We start from the raw sequence: 16,836 nt of genomic DNA on the forward strand, positions 1-16,836 counted from the left end.
GCTCAGCTTACGAAAAAGCGAAGAAAAAATAATCAGTAACGAGGTGGGGAAGATGACATTAGTTCGTCTGGGCTACGCTGCCATGAGCATGAATATAAAAAATGGTTCACCTTCTCAAACCATGACTTATGCGCAGTTTATGAAAATCAAGGATCGAGAAGCGGCCATCAGAAAGCTGGAAAGAATTGCTGCTGCGAATGTAGGAAACTGCTTGCGCCTCCTTCGCCACAATGCCGCCCATGATATCCAGTTTTTTCGGCTAAGCTCAAAATTAATCCCGTTGGCTAATCATCCGGAGTTGCCGGATTGGGATTTCATGACCCCGTTACAAGAACCGCTGGATGCTATCCGCGCCTATTTAGCAGAGCAGCCGGCTATGCGTATCGACTTTCATCCGGAGCATTTTGTCGTTTTAAATACAAGCAATACCGCCGCTTTTCAAATGGGGTTAAAGACGCTCCTCCTGCACAGGAAGCTATTGAAAGGAATGGGAATCAGTCCTGAGCATCGCTGCGTTCTTCATGTAGGAGGCGGCTATAAAGATAAAGAGCAGGCGCTAGAACAATTTATCCATAATTGGGGGCTTATCCCGCCAGCATTGCAGCGAATGCTCATGCTCGAAAACGATGATACCACCTTCACTTTAAAAGATACCTTGTATCTTTGTGAAAAAATAGGAATTCCTCTAGTGTTCGATTACCATCATCACCGTGCAAACCATGAAGAAGGAGCAAACTGGGAAGCTGATTGGTCAAGAGTGGTCCAAACATGGGCGAATGCCAATGTTCCGATGAAAATGCATATATCCAGTCCAAAGTCTGAAACGGCCTTTAAAGCGCATGCAGATTTTATTGACCCAGAAGAGCTGCTGGTCTTTTTGAGAGCGGTGAAGGGAAGTGTTTCCCAAATAGATATAATGATTGAAGCTAAGCGAAAGGATGATGCTTTATTTGCCTTAATGGAAGCTGTACAAAGCGAGGAGGGGATAAAAGTGCGGGATGGAGCCAGCTTTTTTGTGAAATAAGAATAGGGCCGGCCAGCTTTTTTTGTGTCCGGCCCTATTCTTACTGATTATCACGCGCGGTATCATCTGCAATGGCCCGCAAATCTTTATAAAATAATTCATCGCTGCATACGAAGCTGTCTTCGTGTCCCTTGTTGACGATTCGTTTTAATTCCCCCTCGTCCCCTTTTGCGTTAATGATGTCCACTAGCTGGTTTAAACCTTCTGAAGTTTGCTGATCTTCGTCTTTCAAACAAACCACCCTCCTTTTTGCTCACTATTGTTCCCCAAAAAGCGCTTTACATCCGGAAACATACAGGGAGAGCAGCAGGAGGTGCAAAAGCAAAATGCTTTTTATAACAATGTTAGAATATTTTTGAAAAAGGGTTGAACAAAAGAGCGGTGTCTGAAATAATATAAATATATGAGCATATATTCATATAAAGGAGAGGAGATAATGGGACACTCACATAGCCATGGCCACAGCCACGGGCATCATCATCATTCAAGCAACAAACAGGCACTCAAGCTGTCGTTTATTCTTATCGCGACGTATATGATTGTCGAAGTAGTTGGGGGCATGATAACAAACAGCCTGGCCCTGCTGTCTGACGCGGGACATATGTTAAGCGATGCGGCTGCGCTTGGTCTCAGTTATTTTGCTTTAAAATTCGGGGAGAAGGAAGCCACGCTTTCAAAAACATTTGGTTATAAGCGATTTGAGATTTTAGCCGCTTTTATTAACGGTTTGACGCTGCTTGTGATTTCTATTTACATCTTTGTTGAAGCTTACAGACGGATTATGGCCCCTCCTGAAGTGATGAGCATGGGGATGCTGGCTGTATCGGTCATTGGCTTGCTTGTTAATATTGCTGCTGCCTACATTTTAATGAAAGGAGACAAGGAGGAAAATCTAAACGTGCGGAGTGCTTTTTTGCATGTGCTTGGTGATTTGCTCGGCTCAGTAGGTGCGATTGCTGCCGCGCTTATGATTCTGTTCTTCGGATGGAATTTGGCTGATCCGATTGCGAGCGTAATCGTTGCTGTGTTAATTATTATCAGCGGCATTCGGGTGACAAAGGCTTCTTTTCATATATTAATGGAGGGGGCGCCGGAGAATATCAGTGTTTCAAAAGTGAAAGCAGCGCTCCTCGGCATGCCTGGTGTAGAGGATGTGCATGATTTGCATGTCTGGGCCATTACGTCTGATTTTCCGGCATTAAGCTGTCATGTAGTCATTCGTCCGGAAACAGAAGGAAAACCACTGCTTACAAGCATTCAGAAAAAGTTGCATGATGAATTTCATATTGAGCATACGACCATTCAAATCGATTTTGCGGATCAGCCGTGTACGGGAGATCATTGTAACTAAAGGAGGCTCTCCGAGGAGAGCCTTTTAAATGATCTAGCTGCGCCAGTCATCCCCGATAAGATGGCCCGCTTGGCAGTGGGTGCTTGACTTTTACATATACAATATTTATTATCACTATTAAAAATGATAATAAAAGTAATGAAGAACATGATTGCCTCTGCTTTGCGGACGGGAATCGGCTTTTAGTTTTGTATCTCCCTTCTGCTGCCGGTTGTTTTAATTATATATTGCCGAAGAAAACGGATTTTTTCTTGGAAGGCATTTTGGGCAGGAGCTGCATGCCTTTATGATTGATCCGGCAGGCCCTTCATTGAAAAGGACGGATCATCCTTTTTTCTATGCCCTATACGGCGGGCTTGCCTCTGCTCTATTTGAGGAATTAGGCCGTTATCTCGTTTTTTTGTTATTATTAAAGCGCAGCCGGCAGTTTGGCGATGGCGTGTCACTAGGTATCGGCCATGGAGGGGTTGAGGCTGTATTAGTCGGTGCACTTGGAGCAGTCATTGCATTTATCTATGCAATGATGATCGATAACGGCCCCTTTGAAACCAATCTGAGCGTACTGCCGCCGGAGCAAATCAGCCAGTTGAAAACGCAGATAATGGAAACGGGCTTCACCGCTTATTTACTTGCCGGACTTGAGCGTGCCGGAGCTATGGTTATGCAAATTATGTTTTCTGTAATGGTGCTGTTTGGCGTGAAAAGCGGCACATTTAAATATGTTTTATAGGCGATTGCCTTGCACGGCTTGATTGATTTTTTGCGGCGCTGTATCAGGCGGGCGTCATTCAAAGCTTATGGATAGCGGAAGGCGGGATCGCCGCTTTTGCCTTAGTATCGCTGTACATTATTCAGCGGTTAAAAATACGTTTCATCGGAGAAAGGAGTGAAGAATAGTGAAGGAATCGAAAGGAGAGGTGCTGCTCCACCCAGTCCGCATGAAGATTGTGCAGACGCTCATTAGCGGACGGAGGCTGACGGTTCAGCAAATGAGCGAAAAGCTTTCGGATGTGCCGCAGGCTTCTCTTTACAGGCATTTGAAAAAATTGCTGGAGGCAGAGCTGATTATGGTTGTGGAAGAAAACCAAGTTCGAGGCACAGTAGAGAAGGTATATTCGCTTCCAGAGATATCAGGACAGATGGCATCAGAAGAATTTTTAAACTTAAGCAAGGAAGAGCACATCAGCTACTTTACTAAATTCATGGCGATCGTACTGGCTGATTTTGAAAGCTATGTGAGCCAAGAATCGGTTGATTTCCTAAGGGATGGCGCTGGTTACCGGCAGGCTGTATTTTATGCAACAGACGAAGAGTTTCAGAGCTTTATCAGGACGATGGGGCAGGAAATGATGAAGCTGATTCAGAATGAGCCAGCTCCGGGACGGGTAAAAAGAACGATGTCAACAGTTATTACTGCCGAACATCCAGAGAAAGAGTGAAGGGTGCCGGACCGGTTTGCTGCCAGGCAGGCATTAATTGTTTTGACAAAGGAAAAAAAGTGATATGATTTAATGTACATAAAAGGTGAAAGGAGATTGATGGAATGATGGAAAGAGCGTTTACGATTATAGATGAAGCAGGAATCCATGCTCGTCCGGCGAGCATTTTGGTACAGACTGTTAGTAAATTTTCCGCAGATGTCAATCTTGAGTATAAAGGGAAAAAGGTCAACTTGAAGTCTATCCTGGGAGTGATGTCTCTCGGCATCCCGGAAGGTGCGGAAATTAATATATCGGCATCCGGGGAAGATGAAGCAGAAGCCATTCAAACCATCACCGAAGTATTAAAAAAAGAAAAGCTGGCTAAATGAACGGATGGTTAACAGGACACGGTGTATCTGCAGGAATTGCCATTGCCAGAGCCTTTCGTTTAAAGGAGCCGGGTCTGGCTGTAGCAAAGAGAACACCGGCCGATAAAGAAGCGGAAGTCCGGCGCTTTGAACGCGCGGTAGAGAAATCGAGGCGAGACCTGGAAAAGGTGAAGGAGCAAGCGGCGAGGGAGCTCGGAGAAGACCAAGCCGCTGTTTTTGCTGCTCACTTGCTCGTTTTACAGGACCCGGAATTGATGGACAGGGTAAAAGACAACATTCTCCATCAAGGAATGAGTGCTGAATTTGCCTTGAAAGAAGCAGCAGATACATTTATTTCTGCACTGGAATCCTTGGATAATGAATATATGAGAGAGCGTTCAGCAGATGTACGGGATGTAGCCAAACGGGTGCTTGGACATTTGCTTGGAATCCAGATCCCTGATTTAAGCGTCATCCGTGAAGAAGTCATTATTGTAGCAGAGGATTTAACCCCGTCCCATACCGCTCAGTTGAACCGGAAGTTTGTCAAAGGAATTCTTACAAACGGAGGCGGGTTTACTTCACATTCAGCCATTATGGCACGTTCTATGGAAATTCCGGCAGTAGCCGGCACACAGACGTCGCTGGATATGATCGAGGACGGCACACTTCTTATCATAGATGGGCAGGAGGGAATCGTTATTATGAATCCCGAACAGGCTGTCGTGAAGAAGTATGAGAAGAAAAAAGCTGCTTACGAAGAATATCAAGCCGGACTTGCTAAGTTTGCTCAGCTGCCGACAGTTACTGCAGATGGCTGCGCTGTTCGGCTGGCTGCCAATATCAGTGCGCCTTCAGATGCGGATAATGTTCTCCAAAATGGGGGAGAAGGAATCGGGCTATTTCGCACGGAATTTCTTTATATGGGCCGCCGGCAGCTGCCGACGGAGGATGAGCAGTTCGCTGCCTATAAAAATGTTCTTGAACGGATGAATGGAAAGCCGGTTGTTATCCGGACATTGGATATTGGCGGAGACAAACAGCTGCCGTATTTAAATCTCCCGAAAGAAGCAAATCCGTTTCTGGGATTTCGGGCTATTCGTCTGTGCTTGAAAAAACCAGATTTATTTCGTACCCAGCTGCGTGCGCTTCTCCGGGCAAGCGCCTGCGGAAATTTAAAAATCACTTTTCCGATGATTGCTGCTCTTCAAGAGCTTCGGCAGGCGAAGCAGCTGCTGATGGAGGAAAAACAGAGCTTGGTGCAAGCAGGGATTGCAGTTGCTGACAAAGTTGAAGTCGGTATGATGATTGAAGTTCCTTCATCTGCTGTGATGGCAGATGTATTTGCAAAGGAAATTGATTTTTTTTCCATCGGCACCAATGATTTAATTCAATACACATTAGCAGCAGACCGGATGAATAAGCAGGTCGCTTATTTGTATGAGCCCTTTCATCCAGCGGTTCTCCGTTTAGTGAAAACAGTGATTGACGCAGCTCATAAAGAAGGAAAGCGGGCAGCCATGTGCGGGGAGATGGCAGGAATGGAAGCTGCTATTCCCATTTTGCTTGGAATGGGACTGGATGAGTTCAGCATGAATGCCTCTGCTGTTTTGCCGGCGAGAAAGCTTATTTCTCAGCTGTCAAAAAAAGAAATCGGCGAAAGTATGGATCAGCTGTTGCAAATGGAAACAGCGGAACAAGTCAAACAGTTTATAAGCGAGCACTTCCCAATCAAACCTGGCTAACGTTCATGATCGGATTTAGGTCTTAAAATAAGAGGGGGAAGGAGTTGTCGCCAATCCTTTAAAGCTGACAGAAGGCTGGGCCTTTTGTCAGCTTTTTTGTTGATTTATCTTTGAGATTAACAGGATGTTTGGCAGAGGCGGAAAGGCAGGACAAGCACTTCAAAAGGCGGATAATAGTTAGATTATGCTGAAAATTATGTATATTAATGTATGATTATGCAAAATGAGATTTGGTGGTGGAAATGCATGGAAACTGTAATATGAATAGGTTTTGATTACCATTATCTCACTTAAATAAAATGAATGAAAATAAGTTGAAATGTGTTAATATAATTAACAGAATGAATAAAAGTATAAAAATAGATTGAAAATTATCTTTGCAAACGCTATTATTTTACTAGATAACGAGAGAATAATAGAGCAAAAAAATCAATCAGGGGGTCAACAACATGAATCTGTCTGTTAAAAAATCTTTTTTGTCCGTAGCAGCTGGATGCGCTCTTCTATTAGCGGCATGCGGCGGGGGACAAGAGGAGTCAGCCGGCAAAGAAAAAGCAGAGGATAAAAAGGTGCTGCAAGTCGGCACGGAAGCCACTTTTGCACCATTTGAATTCATGGATAAAGGCAAGGTAAGCGGCTTTGACGTCGATCTTTTAAATGCGGCCGCAGAGGAAGCTGGCTATACAGTAAATATTGAAAACACCGGATGGGATGCGATGTTTGCTGGATTGCAAAGCAAGCAGCTCGATATTGGCATGGCCGGTGTGACAATCAATGATGAGCGGGAAAAATCTTATGATTTCTCTGTGCCTTACTTTGAATCAACAAGCATGATCGCTTTTAAAGAAGGGGCAAACATTCAAAGCGCCCAAGATTTGAAGGGCAAGAAAATCGGTGTTCAAAACGGAACAACCGGACAATTTGCTGCAGAGGGAGTAGTCGGGAAGAATTCTTCATCTATCTCTAAATATGAAACAGCTGCACTTATGTTCCAAGCGCTGCAAAGCGGTGACGTTGAAACAGCAGTAACAGACATTGCTGTCGCTCTCGAATATGTAAAGAACAATCCAAAAAGCGGCATTAAAACAGTGGGCGATGACAAAGAGTTTAAGCCGGAGTATTACGGCATTGTCTTCCCGAAAGGCAGCGAATATAAGAAAGACTTTGACCAGGCGCTGAATGAACTATATGACAATGGCAAGTACGCAGAGATTTACAAGAAGTGGTTTGGAAAAGAGCCGGATTTGGATTCATTAAAAGAAGCAGCTAAAAAATAAGGAATGAAAGGCGGCTGTCCGCTGCAGGCTTTAGCCTCGGGACAGTCGTTTTTGTCCCAGAAAGGAGAGAATAAATTGAACTTTCGCCCAGATATCATCGTAGAATATATGCCATTTTTTCTTCAAGGAACGCTTTTGACGCTAGGGCTTTCACTGGCAGGCATTTTGATCGGCCTTATTCTTGGGCTGCTAATCGGCTTAGGAAAGATGTCCACGAACAAGCTGGTGAAGCTGCCCTTTGTCTGGTATGTGAACTTTTTCAGGGGAACGCCGCTGCTCGTGCAGATTTTATTAATTCATTTCGGGCTGGTTCCGCTGTTCATGTCGCCGTCAAATCCAATCGTATCCGCTATTATTGCGCTTTCTTTAAATGCTTCCGCTTATATTGCAGAAATTTTCCGGGCTGGAATTCAATCGATTGACAAAGGACAGATGGAAGCCGCCCGTTCACTTGGCATGAGCCATGTGCAGGCGATGAAGCTCGTCATCCTGCCGCAAGCAGTTAAGCGAATGATTCCGCCGCTTGGCAATGAATTTATTGTTTTATTAAAAGATTCATCGCTTGCTGCCATCATTGCCGCTCCAGAACTAATGTATTGGGGACGTGCTGCTCAGGGTGAGTATATCCGAGTATGGGAACCGTATATTACCGTTGCAATTATTTATCTTATTCTAACGTTGTCACTAACCTATTTAATGAATTACATTGAAAGGAGAATGAATACACAATGATCTCCATCAAAAACCTTAAAAAGTCGTTCGGTGATAACGAGGTCCTCAAGGATATTTCGCTTGATGTCAAGCCGCAGGAAGTCGTTGTTGTCATCGGCCCATCTGGTTCCGGAAAATCGACTTTTATCCGCTGTCTCAATTTGCTGGAGTCTGTGACTGGAGGCCATGTGTATGTAACCGGCAAAGACTTGACCGATAAGAAAACAAATATTAACGACATTCGCAAAGATGTCGGCATGGTTTTCCAGCATTTTAACTTATTTCCGCACAAAACGATTCTGGACAATGTGACACTTGCTCCTGTTCATGTAAAAGGAATGAAGAGGGCTGAAGCCGAAGAAAAAGCGCTCGCTCTTTTAAAAAAGGTGGGGCTGGCTGATAAGGCAAAAGCTTATCCTGATTCGTTATCGGGAGGCCAAAAACAGAGAGTAGCCATCGCACGGGCCTTGGCAATGGAGCCGAAAGTCATGTTATTCGACGAACCAACATCAGCGCTCGATCCGGAAATGGTTGGCGAGGTGCTGGAAGTGATGAAGCAGCTAGCTAAAGACGGAATGACGATGATTGTAGTGACGCATGAGATGGGCTTTGCAAGGGAAGTCGGCGATCGCGTTATTTTTATGGACAACGGGTACATTGTTGAAGAAAATGAGCCGGTCGAGCTGTTTTCTAATCCGCAGCACGAGCGCACAAAAGCTTTTTTAAGTAAGGTATTGTAAGCATCCTGATCTTGCCGGGATGCTTTTTTCGTTGCTTTTTTGAGGCTGCTTGCCAAAAAAACGGGGTGACAGGAAGGAAAAGAGTCAGGCAAAGCTTAATTAGTAGAGAGGGCAGCCATTGATTTTGCTGAATGTCACAGAAAGGGGGATGCAGGTTGCAGCTTGAAGAAATCGTAAAAGAATTTGAAAAGTGTCCTTTCCTTCATCATCTAGGTTTAGAGATTTTGTGTTTTGAAGAAGGAAATGTGCAAATTAAGCTGAGTATGAGAACGGATTTGCTTAACACAAATGGTACGTTGCATGGCGGTGTCTATGCCTCTGTTTTAGATTTTGTTCAGAGCATGCATTTACGCTCAGTAACCAAAACACGATGTGTGACGGCCAGTTCAACCGTCCATTATACTGCGCCGGTAACGGCTGGAGCAATAATTGCCACGGCTGAAATCCTTTCGAGAGGACATAAAACAGCGTTTGTGGAAGGAACAATTAAGGATGAACAAGGGAAGCTTGTAGCTAAAGGAACCGGAACATTTAAGCTGCTCCGGTCTGCTGATGAGGAGGCGGAAAGATGACAGGGATATTGAGAGGAAGAACAGCTTTTGTAACCGGCGGCAGCCGGGGAATCGGCAAAGAAATCGCCAAGCGCTTTGCCGAAGAAGGTGCTCATGTCGCTATCGTAGATGTGAACGAACAAGCGCTCAGGGAAGCGGAAAGAGAGCTTGCAGAAAAGGGAGGTTCCATTTACGCAAAAGTTGCCAGCGTGACAGAGCGGGAAGAAATTGAGCAAGCGATGCAAGAAGTGAATGCACAATTCGGCGCACTTGATATTCTCGTAAATAACGCCGGTGTATTGAGAGATAATTTATTATTTAAAATGACAGATGATGATTGGCAGACGGTGATGGACGTTCATTTAAAAGGGGCGTTTTACGCCTGCCGTGCGGCTCAGCAGTATATGGTGAAGCAGCAGTACGGCAGAATGATTAATATTTCTTCTACTTCCGCACTCGGCAACCGGGGACAAGCAAATTATGCAACGGCCAAAGCAGGAATTCAAGGATTGACGAAAACACTGGCAATGGAACTCGGGAAATTTGGGATTACAGTAAATGCCATTGCCCCGGGATTTATTGAGACAGATATGACGAAAGCGACGGCTGAAAGAGTAGGTGTTCCATTTGCGGAATTAGCGGCAGCCAGTGCCAGTCAAATTCCGGCCGGCAGAACGGGCAAGCCGGCAGATATTGCTCAAGCGGCCGCTTTTTTCGCGGATGAGCGTTCTTCTTTCATTAATGGCCAAGTGCTCTATGTGGCGGGAGGCCCAAAAAGTTGATGGGAGGAGGAGATAGGTTGTTTCATAGCATCGGCAAGGAGTCAACAAAAATAAAAAACTATGTGGAAAGAGGAGCTGTCAAGAAGTTCGCAGCCGCCATTAACGATTTGCATCCTATTTATATAGATGAAGAAGCAGGGAAGAGGTCGAGGCATCAAGAGAATTTAGCGCCTCCCACCTTTCCAATCACCTTTGATTATGGAGTCATTGACGGCTTACATCTGCCGCAAAAGGGGCTAATCCATGGGGAACAAACCTTCCATTATGAGCGGCCTCTGCTGGTTGGAGAAGAGTTATACTGCTGGATGAAAGTGAAAAACTATGTAGAAAAAGAAGGAAGCCAGGAGAAGCTGGGCTTTTTGTTTGTACTCAACTATGGAGAAGAGGCTTCAGGGAAGCTGATTTTTTCATCTAAACAAATTATTATCCTCAATGAAGCGGTGAGAAAGGAGATGCTCACTTGGCCAAACTAACTCATTATTCAGTTGGCGAACAGCTGCAAGACATAGAGCTTGCTCCTGTGACTAGGCTGGATCTTATTCAATATGCGGGTGCCTCTGGGGACTTTAACCCTATTCATACGGTTGATCAAGAAGCGGAGAAAGCTGGTTTGCCGGGGGTTATCGCCCATGGCATGTGGACAATGGGCAATCTGGCTAAGCTCTTCACTCCTTATTATGAAGAGGGATTCATTGAGGATTACTCCGTCCGTTTTAAAGAGATGGTCCAGCTTCATGAGCGCTTAACCTTGAAAGCTCAACTGACGAAAAAACATTCAAATAAACTTTACTTTGATGCAGCTGCCGTTAATCAAGCCCAAAAAGAAGTCATCAAAGGACGCATTGTTTTTCGTTTATATGAATGGCAGGAGGAGGTGAGCCGCCTATAGGGCAATGGATGGCCATGTGAATGAATCAAAGAACCCCCAGAAAAGCCCTATTCTTCTGGGGGTTATGCTCAGCACCGTCGTTCTCAAGGCTGACTGGACTGCCGGATATTTTGTCCATAAAAAATTTCGTCCATTTCCATTTTTAATTTCTCTGTGATTTCCCGAACTTCCTGCGGAGAAAGCTCATCTGGCGAGTGGCCAAATAAATAGTTGTCCAAATCAAACTCTCTTAGTTTGCATTTTGTGTGGAAAATATTTTGCTGGTACACGTTTACATCAATCATGTCGTACTGCTGTTTCACTTCGTCGGGAATATAATTTTGAATCGAATTGATATCGTGGTCAATGAAGAGCTTATGACCGTTTTTATCCCGCGTGAAGCCGCGCACCCGATAGTCGATCGTCATCATATCGGTATCAAAGGAATGGATTAAATAGTTTAGAGCTTTCAGCGGAGAAATCTCGCCGCAGGTAGAAACATCAATATCCGCCCGAAATGTGCTAATGCCTTCATGCGGATGAAATTCTGGATAGGTATGAACAGTAATATGGCTTTTATCTAAGTGCATAGTAACAGAGGTAGGCAGCGGGCCTGGGGATTCTTCCAGCGATTCAGCCGGCACCTCAACGACGGGTCCTTCTGAGACGAGCAATGTCACGCTCGCTCCTTGGGGAACGTAATCTTGCTTGGCGATATTTAGCACATGAGCGCCAATCATTTTGGCTACTGTCTTCAAGATATTAGTTAAACGCTCCGCATTGTATTGTTCATCAATATATTCAATATAGGCATCCCGCTCTTCCTCGGTCGTCGCATAGCAAATATCATACATATTAAAGCTTAATGTTTTGGTTAAATTATTAAAGCCGTGCAGCTCAATACGCTGCTCAGGTGTGAGAGACATAAATGTAAACTCCTTACTTGTTGATAGTCGATCTTCTATAGATTTCATCAGCAGTGGAATCGCTTTTCATCATGATTAAATTACCCTGTTTCCGGTAAATCAAACAGTCTTTCTTGGCAGTCTTGCCTAGAAAACAGCTCAGACTCCATCCTCTGGCTTTTCTGGTTCTGCTTGTGATTGCCCGTCCTTTGGTTCTTGCTTCTCTGATTGTCCATCGGCTGGATCGGCTGCATGAACAGCGCCGATATGCAGCTTTCCAGTTAACTCTCGAATCCCTAATTGGCCTAAATTAGTTGTTTGCTCGTATTTATCTAAGTACACTCGTTCAATTGAAAACTCTTGAAAAACAAGAGGCTGGGCAGCAGAAACCGTTTGAAGATGAGAAACTTGCTTTTCCAGCTCTTCGATTTTCTTTTGTAAGCGGGGGACTGTTTGGTTTTCTAAGACAGCCAGCTGTTTTTGTGACTGCTTCAACTGCTCGTTCAATAAACGATTTTGTTCCGCCAAGTATTCTTCCGTTTTTGCAGCAATCAGTTGTTCCAAGCTTTTGGGCAGGGAGTGGGAAACAATGACAGGGTCATTTACTCGCTTTTGGAGCTTATTCAGCTCGTTTGTGACATGTTGAATTTGGTCATTAAGCTTGTTAAGCACGATTGCAAGTTCATTAGAGATAGTTGTCACATTTAATCCCCACGCTTTTTGTATAATAAGGCGACTCTAAAAGATTATGCTGATGCTCAGCCCGTGAATGCAGGAATTCACTTCGGCAGAAGCTGGCACCGCTGATAAACAGAGCCTGCAGTTAAAGAATTCATCTTTTATGCGAGCATAAAGCTAATCGATAGAAATCGGCTCTTCCTTTAATTTGATGCGAAAATAGCTTAAAAAAAGCAAGCCATTATGAAATCTGGCAGAAATGTTTTTGCTTTCCACAGGTTCAGGAAGCTGGATAGTTCTTTTAAATTCTCCTTGATGACGCTCCTTCAAAACCGGCTTCATGTCAAAGGGAAGAGAGGTTGTTCCTTGAATGGTAAGCATGTTTCCGGATACTAGCAGGTGAACCTCCTCCTTTGTTAAGCCCGGCAGTTCGATAATTAGCACGACTCTCGATTCGTCTATGAGCATATCAACCAGCGGAAACTTTTGTTTAGAGTGGGCAGGTTCCTTGGTCATTAATTCGCCCTTTGACGCATCAAAGACGGAGTTCCAAAATTCCCCGGTTTGATAGTTCTGGGCAAATTCCATCCATTGTTTAAATTTATCAAAGTCCACAGCAGCCTCCCTCCTTCAGTTTCATTGGGGAAAAGCAGTCAATGAGACGGCCGGATTAGTCTAAGTGCCGGACGTCTATTTCTGTATATTGAAAGTCAATTTCCTTTGGAATCATGATTTGTAAAACTCCGTCCTTGTGTTGGGCAGCGGCTCCTTTTCTTTTGACGATAGCCGGGAGAACAATGACCTTTTTGGAATCAGGCGCAGGCAAGCCTTCTAGGATGAGCTGATTGGATGTGTGAAAAATTTTTAAATCGTTAAAAATACCAGGGTTGGAAACAGGAACTCGCACATAAACGGCTTCATGAGTTTCGAAGACGGTTTCCTGCAAAGAAAAAGTTTCTTCCGGAGAAGAAGAGGATGTGTCATCCGCCGCTTGTTTTCTCAAGAAATCCACTGGTTCCCCATTTGTTTGCCACGTTGAAGGCAAAGAAGAAGACAAGATATTTTGTACATATTTTTCAACTTCCTGCTCATTTACATGCTTCATCCATTTTTGCCAATCATTCATTAAGGGAAAGGGGGATTGAAAAGGAAACATAACCGTGCTCCTTTCTTTTGCTTAAAACTGATTGCTGACAGGCATGGAAGGATTGGCGATCTGATCTTGATCACTGATATCACCGTCGAGCATTCCATTGCCCATACAGGAAGAAGAAGGTGAAAAGTCGCCTAAGGATATATTGCCGCCGACGAACTTCGTATTAGCGGTATGACTGTTATGGACAACGCCGCCAACATCGATATTTCCATTTTGAGTGACTCCGTTTGTTTTGATGTTAAAAATATTGATAACAAAAGGCATCAAGTTTCCTCCTTTGACGGTCTACTAATACTATATGAGAAGCGAAGAAAAGAGGAACATGAATGAAAGAAAGGATAGGTGTCCCAAATAATTGCGAGAAATTCTCTTTTTTGTTATCCACAGTCTTCGAATTCTCGACAAACTTCGCTCTTTTAGGCTATATTTGTCAATCAGGCATAAAAGTGAAGCTTCTCTACATCTGTGAGGAATTGACGTTAGCCGGGTTTGCAATATCGCCCATATCGTTCAAATCAGGATCGAAAAAGACGTTTTCCATAGTGGATTCGGTTGGGGAAATATCGCCAAAGGAAGAATTCGTTCCTTGGGATTTTGTATTGGCTGTGTGGGCGTTATGAAGGGCGTCTCCAATATTGATTGAGCCATTGTTAGAAACGTTGTTAATTTTTAAGCTGTAAATGTTGATAATAGAGGGCATAACAACTCCTCCTATTTTTTAATTTTACTTAGTTTATGCATGAAAAAGGGAGAGTATGATAGCCGTCAGGGGTGAAGCAGTATGGAGGACGGGGAGAAAGTCCGAAATAAACAATCAACAAAAAAAGCATGTTTCATAGGGAAACATGCTTTTTTCGTCCCTGCAAGAGGGAGGCGCACGCGGAAAATTTTATTCACTTGCTTAATCATTTTAATGTTCGTTCTTCTGACGAGAAGACTTGCTGCCAGAATGGTTTGTATCTACATCGGCTCTTTGTCCACTTAGGGAAGGGAGTCATAAAACAGTTAGTTACTATCCTCTTCAGTGGATGTTCTCCAGCCTGTCCTCAATTGCACTTTTGCAAAAAACTATATTTACTGATTCAACACTAGCAGGTGAAACCTAAATCAATCGGTTCCGGACGAGCGCGCCTTTCGTCAGTAAAGCAAATTTTCCGCCAAGGCTGTGCCTTTCATCCTTGGAAGTCACTTGTAAACGCCTGTTTACCCGTTCCTTCGTTCGGCAGTTCCGCCTTGTAGTTATTATGTACCCACCTTGACGGTCAATAAACCTTTTACTGAATATTTTTTCTCTTGGGGAAATAATAGAGGGAAAATAGTTTTTGGCTATGCTCACAGCAGCTGCTGAAAACAAGTTTTTTGCGGATTTTAGTCATTTTTTGTGGAACGAATTTTGTTTTATTTTTCTTAAAAAACGGTAATTATAGAGTAAGAGGATTGAACAGCAAATGAGCAGGAAATCAGGCAATGAATACCAGATGATAAAATATTTTTAACATCATATAAAGGTGGGATTCAGCATGAAAATAAAAGTAAAAAGTTGGAGAATGTTAACTGCCCAAGACAAAATATCAATCTTAAAAGCTATCAGCCAACGGCCGAGAATCCAAAAGGGTGCATAAAATAAACAGCAATATCAGGGGCAGAAGAGCCTCATTTTTTTTGTCTTTTTTTAACAGCAGTTTATGCATTCTGTTTAAGCATTCGTCAAATGCCTGTAAAATCGTACAATTTATGAGAAAACTTAAAAAATATAGCCAACAGAAGATTGAATAGCAGATTTTTGGAAAAAGAAAGCTTGTTATTCAATTTTATTTCATGTATATTTTGATTAACGATTGATTAATCATTAATTTTAAAATTATTATTTAGGGGGAAAAAAGCAAGTGGATAAATTTATTTCCCACAGCGAGGCGTTAAAGGAGTATGATAGTAGACAGTATCGCACTCCGGATGGATATACAAGCGATATTGTTATTTTCACCATTAAACCAGACGAAAAAGCAGAGTTTTCTTGCTCTCTTCATCTTCTTTTAATTAAGAGAGCTTTGCAAAACAGCGAAGGGAAGCCGAATATTGAAGGCGGCAAATGGGCGCTGCCGGGGGGATTTGTATCACCAGATGAAACAGCCCTTGAGGCAGCGATGCGAGAGCTGAAAGAAGAAACCGGCCTAAGCGGAATTTATTTAAAGCACTATGCTGTCTATGACAAGGAAGGGCGTGATCCCCGGGGCTGGATGATTTCTAATGCTTATTATGCGGCGGTGCCGGAACATCTATTAGAGGGCAGAAAAGCTGGCGATGATGCCATCGATGTGCGCTTATTTCCGGTTCAAGAAGCACTTCAGCTGCCGCTTGCTTTTGACCATCAATTCATTATCAAAGAGGCATTGGAGAAAATTCAGCTGGAGATGCTGCAGACAACCCTTGCTAAAGAGTTTTTGCCAGAAGAATTTACCTTGTCTGAACTGCGGCATATGATTTTATGCGTGTCAGGTGACTTGGTCGAAGAAGTAGTGAAGTCTGAACCGTTTTTTTGGCGAAAGGCACCGAAGTTCCCTTTTCTTGAAAAAGTGCTAAATGAGGATGGCCGCCCGAAAACGACCCAAAGAAACTCTAAATTTAAAACAACGCTTTATCGTTTTAATGAATATAATCCAGTCAAGAGCATTTATAAGTGAAGAATATCACATAAGGGGGCATGGAGAAATATGGGCAAAAAAGCATTGATCAACGTTGATTACACGATTGATTTTGTAAATGGGGCGCTGCCGGTCGGCCAGCCGGCGGTAGAGATTGAGGAGTCGATTGCTTCACTGACAGAAAAGTTTTTGGCGGACGGCGATTTGGTTGTGCTGGCCATTGATATACATACAAAAGGGGACCCCTATCATCCGGAGACGCAGCTGTTCCCGCCTCATAATATTGCCGGCACAGAAGGGCGAGCGCTCTATGGGCGGCTGGAGGAAGTTTATCAGCAGCACAAGGAAAACAAACAGCTTTACTATATGGATAAAACCCGTTATTCCGCTTTCGTAGGGACAGACCTGGATATTCGGCTTCGGGAACGGGGAATCACTGAGATTCATTTAGTTGGTGTGTGCACCGATATTTGTGTGCTGCATACAGCAATGGATGCGTTTAATAAAGGTTATTCAATTACTATTCACCGTGATGCGGTTGCGAGCTTCAATCAGACGGGCCATGAGTGGGCATTGCGTCATTTTCAAGATTGTTTAGCAGCCAAAGTGATTTAATT

At 43.7% G+C, this 16,836-nt stretch carries 22 protein-coding genes; 15 read left to right on the top strand and 7 right to left on the bottom strand.

Annotated features, from left to right (window positions below; translation table 11 throughout):
* Positions 1-52 precede the first annotated feature (52 nt).
* Complete coding sequence (gene uvsE / locus B1A98_RS00640) at positions 53-1,024, top strand: UV DNA damage repair endonuclease UvsE (RefSeq protein WP_063384197.1); 972 nt, start codon at positions 53-55, stop codon at positions 1,022-1,024.
* A gap of 40 nt (positions 1,025-1,064) precedes the next feature.
* Here uvsE and B1A98_RS00645 read toward each other — a convergent pair whose 3' ends face one another.
* Positions 1,065-1,256, bottom strand: a complete 192-nt coding sequence (locus B1A98_RS00645; RefSeq protein ID WP_063384196.1) for a hypothetical protein — start codon at positions 1,254-1,256, stop codon at positions 1,065-1,067.
* A 204-nt stretch (positions 1,257-1,460) separates the two neighbouring features.
* On the opposite strand from B1A98_RS00645, the gene B1A98_RS00650 reads away from it, so the two are divergent.
* The 12 genes from B1A98_RS00650 (at position 1,461) to B1A98_RS00710 (ending at position 10,859) form a co-directional block, all read left to right on the top strand.
* Entirely contained in the window at positions 1,461-2,375 is a 915-nt protein-coding gene (locus B1A98_RS00650; RefSeq protein ID WP_063384195.1) for a cation diffusion facilitator family transporter, read from the top strand.
* A 274-nt stretch (positions 2,376-2,649) separates the two neighbouring features.
* Positions 2,650-3,105, top strand: a complete 456-nt coding sequence (locus B1A98_RS00660) for a YhfC family glutamic-type intramembrane protease (protein WP_256682622.1) — start codon at positions 2,650-2,652, stop codon at positions 3,103-3,105.
* A 166-nt stretch (positions 3,106-3,271) separates the two neighbouring features.
* A complete protein-coding gene (locus B1A98_RS00665) occupies positions 3,272-3,814 on the top strand; it encodes a helix-turn-helix domain-containing protein (protein WP_082821660.1) in 543 nt (180 codons plus the stop codon).
* 104 nt (positions 3,815-3,918) lie between these two features.
* A complete protein-coding gene (locus B1A98_RS00670; protein WP_063384194.1) occupies positions 3,919-4,185 on the top strand; it encodes a phosphocarrier protein HPr in 267 nt (88 codons plus the stop codon).
* Entirely contained in the window at positions 4,182-5,909 is a 1,728-nt protein-coding gene (gene ptsP, locus B1A98_RS00675; RefSeq protein ID WP_063384193.1) for a phosphoenolpyruvate--protein phosphotransferase, read from the top strand. Before B1A98_RS00670 ends, ptsP begins: the two co-directional genes overlap by 4 nt.
* 449 nt (positions 5,910-6,358) lie before the next feature.
* Positions 6,359-7,186: a basic amino acid ABC transporter substrate-binding protein gene (locus tag B1A98_RS00680; RefSeq protein ID WP_063384192.1), complete on the top strand. Its 828-nt coding sequence runs from the start codon at positions 6,359-6,361 to the stop codon at positions 7,184-7,186.
* Positions 7,187-7,261: 75 nt separating this feature from the next.
* On the top strand, positions 7,262-7,918 hold the full coding sequence (locus B1A98_RS00685; protein WP_063384296.1) for an amino acid ABC transporter permease: 657 nt from the start codon (positions 7,262-7,264) through the stop codon (positions 7,916-7,918).
* Positions 7,915-8,637 (top strand): amino acid ABC transporter ATP-binding protein, encoded by a 723-nt coding sequence (locus B1A98_RS00690; RefSeq protein WP_063384191.1) that lies wholly within the window; start codon positions 7,915-7,917, stop codon positions 8,635-8,637. The genes B1A98_RS00685 and B1A98_RS00690 overlap by 4 nt, the downstream gene beginning before the upstream one ends.
* Positions 8,638-8,792: 155 nt before the next feature.
* Positions 8,793-9,209, top strand: coding sequence for a PaaI family thioesterase (locus B1A98_RS00695; RefSeq protein ID WP_240492430.1), 417 nt, complete (start codon positions 8,793-8,795; stop codon positions 9,207-9,209).
* Positions 9,206-9,970, top strand: a complete 765-nt coding sequence (gene fabG / locus B1A98_RS00700; protein ID WP_063384189.1) for a 3-oxoacyl-ACP reductase FabG — start codon at positions 9,206-9,208, stop codon at positions 9,968-9,970. Before B1A98_RS00695 ends, fabG begins: the two co-directional genes overlap by 4 nt.
* Before the next feature lie 17 nt (positions 9,971-9,987).
* Positions 9,988-10,443, top strand: a complete 456-nt coding sequence (locus B1A98_RS00705; protein ID WP_240492427.1) for a MaoC family dehydratase N-terminal domain-containing protein — start codon at positions 9,988-9,990, stop codon at positions 10,441-10,443.
* On the top strand, positions 10,431-10,859 hold the full coding sequence (locus B1A98_RS00710; protein ID WP_063384187.1) for a MaoC/PaaZ C-terminal domain-containing protein: 429 nt from the start codon (positions 10,431-10,433) through the stop codon (positions 10,857-10,859). The genes B1A98_RS00705 and B1A98_RS00710 overlap by 13 nt, the downstream gene beginning before the upstream one ends.
* An 83-nt stretch (positions 10,860-10,942) precedes the next feature.
* On the opposite strand, the gene speD is transcribed toward B1A98_RS00710, so the two are convergent.
* The 6 genes from speD to B1A98_RS00740 all read right to left on the bottom strand — a co-directional run bounded on the left by speD (position 10,943) and on the right by B1A98_RS00740 (position 14,277).
* Positions 10,943-11,764 carry an adenosylmethionine decarboxylase gene (gene speD, locus B1A98_RS00715; protein WP_063384186.1) on the bottom strand — a complete coding sequence of 274 codons (822 nt, stop codon included), beginning with the start codon at positions 11,762-11,764 and terminating at the stop codon, positions 10,943-10,945.
* Positions 11,765-11,902: 138 nt separating this feature from the next.
* Complete coding sequence (locus tag B1A98_RS00720) at positions 11,903-12,445, bottom strand: hypothetical protein (RefSeq protein WP_063384185.1); 543 nt, start codon at positions 12,443-12,445, stop codon at positions 11,903-11,905.
* Positions 12,446-12,598: 153 nt separating this feature from the next.
* Positions 12,599-13,036: an Hsp20/alpha crystallin family protein gene (locus B1A98_RS00725; RefSeq protein WP_063384184.1), complete on the bottom strand. Its 438-nt coding sequence runs from the start codon at positions 13,034-13,036 to the stop codon at positions 12,599-12,601.
* Positions 13,037-13,091: 55 nt separating this feature from the next.
* Positions 13,092-13,577: an Hsp20/alpha crystallin family protein gene (locus tag B1A98_RS00730; protein WP_063384183.1), complete on the bottom strand. Its 486-nt coding sequence runs from the start codon at positions 13,575-13,577 to the stop codon at positions 13,092-13,094.
* A gap of 21 nt (positions 13,578-13,598) precedes the next feature.
* Positions 13,599-13,841, bottom strand: a complete 243-nt coding sequence (locus B1A98_RS00735; RefSeq protein WP_063384182.1) for a spore germination protein — start codon at positions 13,839-13,841, stop codon at positions 13,599-13,601.
* Between the two features lie 193 nt (positions 13,842-14,034).
* Positions 14,035-14,277, bottom strand: a complete 243-nt coding sequence (locus B1A98_RS00740; protein ID WP_041099555.1) for a spore germination protein — start codon at positions 14,275-14,277, stop codon at positions 14,035-14,037.
* A gap of 1,186 nt (positions 14,278-15,463) precedes the next feature.
* Here B1A98_RS00740 and B1A98_RS00750 point away from each other — a divergent pair.
* A complete protein-coding gene (locus B1A98_RS00750; RefSeq protein WP_223663035.1) occupies positions 15,464-16,258 on the top strand; it encodes an NUDIX domain-containing protein in 795 nt (264 codons plus the stop codon).
* 30 nt (positions 16,259-16,288) lie between these two features.
* Complete coding sequence (locus B1A98_RS00755; RefSeq protein ID WP_063384180.1) at positions 16,289-16,834, top strand: cysteine hydrolase family protein; 546 nt, start codon at positions 16,289-16,291, stop codon at positions 16,832-16,834.
* The last annotated feature ends 2 nt before the right edge of the window (positions 16,835-16,836 follow it).

The organism is Pseudobacillus badius, assembly GCF_002189605.1.
GTDB lineage: Bacteria > Bacillota > Bacilli > Bacillales > Domibacillaceae > Pseudobacillus > Pseudobacillus badius.

Bases quoted from the DNA above. Each gene is read 5' to 3' on its own strand.
- B1A98_RS00730 (WP_063384183.1), bottom strand. From the start codon at position 13,577: ATGTTTCCTTTTCAATCCCCCTTTCCCTTAATGAATGATTGGCAAAAA.
- ptsP (WP_063384193.1), top strand. From the start codon at position 4,182: ATGAACGGATGGTTAACAGGACACGGTGTATCTGCAGGAATTGCCATT.
- B1A98_RS00690 (WP_063384191.1), top strand. From the start codon at position 7,915: ATGATCTCCATCAAAAACCTTAAAAAGTCGTTCGGTGATAACGAGGTC.
- B1A98_RS00740 (WP_041099555.1), bottom strand. From the start codon at position 14,277: ATGCCCTCTATTATCAACATTTACAGCTTAAAAATTAACAACGTTTCT.
- B1A98_RS00670 (WP_063384194.1), top strand. From the start codon at position 3,919: ATGATGGAAAGAGCGTTTACGATTATAGATGAAGCAGGAATCCATGCT.
- B1A98_RS00650 (WP_063384195.1), top strand. From the start codon at position 1,461: ATGGGACACTCACATAGCCATGGCCACAGCCACGGGCATCATCATCAT.
- uvsE (WP_063384197.1), top strand. From the start codon at position 53: ATGACATTAGTTCGTCTGGGCTACGCTGCCATGAGCATGAATATAAAA.
- B1A98_RS00735 (WP_063384182.1), bottom strand. From the start codon at position 13,841: ATGCCTTTTGTTATCAATATTTTTAACATCAAAACAAACGGAGTCACT.
- fabG (WP_063384189.1), top strand. From the start codon at position 9,206: ATGACAGGGATATTGAGAGGAAGAACAGCTTTTGTAACCGGCGGCAGC.
- speD (WP_063384186.1), bottom strand. From the start codon at position 11,764: ATGTCTCTCACACCTGAGCAGCGTATTGAGCTGCACGGCTTTAATAAT.
- B1A98_RS00680 (WP_063384192.1), top strand. From the start codon at position 6,359: ATGAATCTGTCTGTTAAAAAATCTTTTTTGTCCGTAGCAGCTGGATGC.
- B1A98_RS00755 (WP_063384180.1), top strand. From the start codon at position 16,289: ATGGGCAAAAAAGCATTGATCAACGTTGATTACACGATTGATTTTGTA.